The sequence below is a fragment of the Variovorax sp. YR752 genome, assembly GCF_943372545.1.
This window is the reverse complement of record NZ_CALRZC010000399.1, coordinates 1-3,553: the sequence shown is the minus strand read 5'-3', so window position 1 is coordinate 3,553 and position 3,553 is coordinate 1. Positions and strand designations below refer to the sequence as shown.

At 70.0% G+C, this 3,553-nt stretch carries 3 protein-coding genes and 1 pseudogene; all 4 read left to right on the top strand.

Annotated elements, in window-relative coordinates:
• Window positions 1-528: pseudogene (locus tag AAG801_RS41015) on the top strand (FAH family protein); the annotation flags it as partial.
• Window positions 529-539: 11 nt separating this feature from the next.
• Complete coding sequence (locus AAG801_RS41010) at window positions 540-1,979, top strand: aldehyde dehydrogenase family protein (RefSeq protein WP_341893614.1); 1,440 nt, start codon at window positions 540-542, stop codon at window positions 1,977-1,979.
• Between the two features lie 85 nt (window positions 1,980-2,064).
• The gene (locus AAG801_RS41005; protein WP_341893613.1) at window positions 2,065-3,027 is read left to right on the top strand and encodes an ABC transporter substrate-binding protein; all 963 of its coding nucleotides are present in this window, start codon (window positions 2,065-2,067) and stop codon (window positions 3,025-3,027) included.
• 95 nt (window positions 3,028-3,122) lie between these two features.
• A partial coding sequence (locus AAG801_RS41000; RefSeq protein WP_341893612.1) for an ATP-binding cassette domain-containing protein occupies window positions 3,123-3,553 on the top strand: 431 nt, incomplete at its 3' end.

The following is a 3,553-nucleotide window of genomic DNA, read 5'->3' as shown; positions in this document are numbered from 1 at the left end:
TCGCCCTCGTTCGCGCTCGACGCCGGCGAGGAGCCCGAGCTGGTCGGCCTGTACTGGATCGCGCCGGACGGCACGCCGTGCCGGCTCGGCGTGGCGGTCGGCAACGAGTTCTCCGACCATGTCACCGAGCGGCAGAACTACCTGTACCTGGCGCATTCGAAGCTGCGCGTCTGCTCGGTCGGGCCCGAGCTGCTGGCGGGTGCGGTGCCGGCCGACCTGCAGGGCACGAGCCGCATCCGCCGTGGCGACGCCGTGTTGTGGGAGAAGCCCTTCGCCACCGGCGAGGCGCACATGAGCCACACGCTCGAGAACCTCGAGTACCACCACTTCAAGTACCCGCAGCACCGCCGGCCGGGCGATGTGCACCTGCACTTCTTCGGCACCGCGACGCTGAGCTGCGCCGACGGCATCCGTGTCGAGCCCGGCGACCGCTTCGAGATCGAGCAGCCGCTGCTCGGCGCGGCGCTGGTCAACCCGGTCGTGATCGACACCGCGGCCTTCGCGCCCGGCGGCGTGCGCGCTCTGTAGGCGATCTTCCCATGGCCACCTCCTTCAAGCACTACATCAACGGCCGCTGGGAAACCGGCGTCACGCTGGGCATCAGCGAGAACCCCTCCGACCTGGCCGACGTGATCGGCGAGTTCGCGCGCGCCGACGCGGCGCAGGCCGAGAGCGCGATCCGCGCCGCCGCCGATGCACGCGAGGCCTGGGCGGCGAGCACGCCGCAGCGGCGCTTCGAGGTGCTCGACTTCGTCGGCAGCGAGATCCTCGCGCGCAAGGACGAACTCGGCGCCCTGCTCGCCCGCGAGGAAGGCAAGACGCTGCCGGAGGCGATCGGCGAAGCGGCACGTGCCGGGCAGATCTTCAAGTTCTTCGCCGGCGAGGCCTTGCGCATCCCGGGCGAGCGGCTGGCCTCGGTGCGCCCCGGTGTCGATATCGAAGTCACGCGCGAGCCTGTCGGCGTGGTCGGGCTGATCGCGCCGTGGAACTTCCCGCTCGCCATTCCCGCGTGGAAGATCGCGCCGGCGCTGGCCTACGGCAACACCGTGGTCTTCAAGCCGGCCGAGCTGGTGCCGGGCTGCGCCTGGGCGCTGGCCGAGATCATCAGCCGCTCGGGCCTGCCGGCCGGCGCGTTCAACCTGGTGCTGGGCAGCGGCCGGCTGGTCGGGCAGACGATGGTCGACAGCCCGCTGGTCGATGCGATCAGCTTCACCGGCTCGGTCGGCGTGGGCGAGGGCATCCTCGCCGCGGCGAGCGCGCGGCGCGCCAAGGTGCAGCTCGAGATGGGCGGCAAGAACCCGCTGGTGGTGCTGGCCGATGCGGCGCTGGACCGCGCCGCCGAACACGCCATCCAGGGTGCGTTCTACTCGACCGGGCAGCGCTGCACGGCGTCGAGCCGCATCATCGTCGAGGCGCCGGTGTTCGACCGCTTCGCCGAGCTGATGCGCCAGCGCACGCGCTCGCTGGTGGTCGGCCACGCGATGGAGCGCGGCACGCAGATCGGCCCGGTGGTCAGCCGCGAGCAGCTCGAGCAGGACCTGGCCTACGTCGCCATCGGCCGCCAGGAAGGCGCCGAGTGGCTCGCCGGCGGCGAGGCGCTCGAGCGGCCCACGCGCGGCCACTACCTCAGCCCGGCGCTGTTCATCGCGCAGCCCAAGCAGCGCATTGCCCGCGAGGAGATCTTCGGCCCGGTCGCGTGCCTGATCCGCGCCGACGACTACGAGCACGCGCTGGCGCTGGCCAACGACACGCCCTTCGGCCTGTGCGCCGGCATCTGCACCGATTCGCTGGCCAGGGCGACGCACTTCAAGCGCCATGCGCAGGCCGGCATGGTGATGGTCAACCTGCCGACCGCCGGCGTCGACCCGCACGTGCCCTTCGGCGGTCGCAAGGGCTCGAGCCACGGCCCGCGCGAGCAGGGCCGCCATGCCGTCGAGTTCTACACGACCGTGAAGACGGCCTATACCGCCGCCGGCTGAACCCTCCCCCGCAGCGACCGGCCGCTCGACGGCAGACCGGCGCCGCACCCTCACCGATGCCGTCCACGACAGACCAGGAGACAAGATGAACACACGCAGAAGAAACGTGATCGCGGCGCTGGGCGCCATTCCGGCAGCGCTGTACCTGCCGCAGCTGGCACGCGCACAGGGCAAGATCGTGCTCGGCTTCTCGCAGATCGGCGCCGAGTCGGAGTGGCGCACCGCCAACTCCGAGTCGATCAAGTCGGCCGCCAAGGAGCACGGCATCGAGCTGAAGTTCTCCGACGCGCAGCAGAAGCAGGAGAACCAGATCAAGGCGATCCGCTCCTTCATCGCGCAGAAGGTCGACGTGATCGCCTTCTCGCCGGTGGTCGAGTCCGGCTGGGGCACGGTGCTGCGCGAGGCCAAGGCGGCGAAGATCCCGGTGATCCTCTCCGACCGCGCGGTCAACGAGAAGGACGACTCGCTGTGGGTCAGCTTCATGGGCTCCGACTTCGTCGAGGAAGGCCGCAAGGCCGGCCGCTGGCTGCTCGAGAACTACAAGGGCCAGGGCGACGTGAACATCGTCGAGCTGCAGGGCACGGTGGGCTCGGCGCCGGCGATCGACCGCAAGAAGGGCTTCGAGGAGATCATCAAGGCGCAGCCGCGCTTCAAGATCATCCGCTCGCAGACCGGCGACTTCACCCGTGCCAAGGGCAAGGAGGTGATGGAAGCCTTCCTCAAGGCCGAGGGCAAGAAGATCAACGTGCTCTACGCGCACAACGACGACATGGCGATCGGCGCGATCCAGGCCATCGAGGAAGCCGGCCTGAAGCCCGCGAAGGACGTGATCATCATCTCGATCGACGCGGTCAAGGGTGCCTTCGAGGCGATGATGGCCGGCAAGCTCAACGTCAGCGTCGAGTGCAGCCCGCTGCTGGGCCCGCAGCTGATGCAGGCGGTGAAGGACCTGAAGGCCGGCAAGACGCTGCCGCGGCGCATCGTCACCGAGGAGGGCATCTTCCCGATGGAAGTGGCAGCCAAGGAATTCCCGAAGCGGAAGTACTGAGCCCGGCCCCACTGAGATCGTTTTCGTCTCCGGAACCCCGGGCAGGAAGGCCCGATCCGGCCAGGGTTGGCATGTGCGCGCGTGAGGGTGCGCACATGCCCTTTTTTGACGAGGCCACCATCGCTCACCTCCTCGAACTGCGCGGCGTCAGCAAGTCCTTCGTCGGCGTGAAGGCGCTGCACGAGGCCGACCTGTGCCTGCGCGCCGGCGAGGTGCACGCGCTGATGGGCCAGAACGGCGCCGGCAAGTCGACGCTGATCAAGGTGCTGACCGGCGTGTTCCCGGCCGACGCCGGCACGATGACGCTGGCCGGCGAGAGCATCCGCCCGGCCTCGCCGCGCGAGGCGCAGGCGCTGGGCATCGCCACCGTCTACCAGGAGGTCAACCTCTGCGCCAACCTGTCGGTGGCGGAGAACATCGTCGCCGGGCGCATGCCGCGGCGCTTCGGCTGGACGGACTGGGGCGAGGTGCGGCGCATCGCGCGCGCGGCGTTGGACGCGCTGCAGGTCGACGTCGATCCGCGCCG

Bases quoted from the DNA above. Each gene is read 5' to 3' on its own strand.
- AAG801_RS41010 (WP_341893614.1), top strand. From the start codon at position 540: ATGGCCACCTCCTTCAAGCACTACATCAACGGCCGCTGGGAAACCGGC.
- AAG801_RS41005 (WP_341893613.1), top strand. From the start codon at position 2,065: ATGAACACACGCAGAAGAAACGTGATCGCGGCGCTGGGCGCCATTCCG.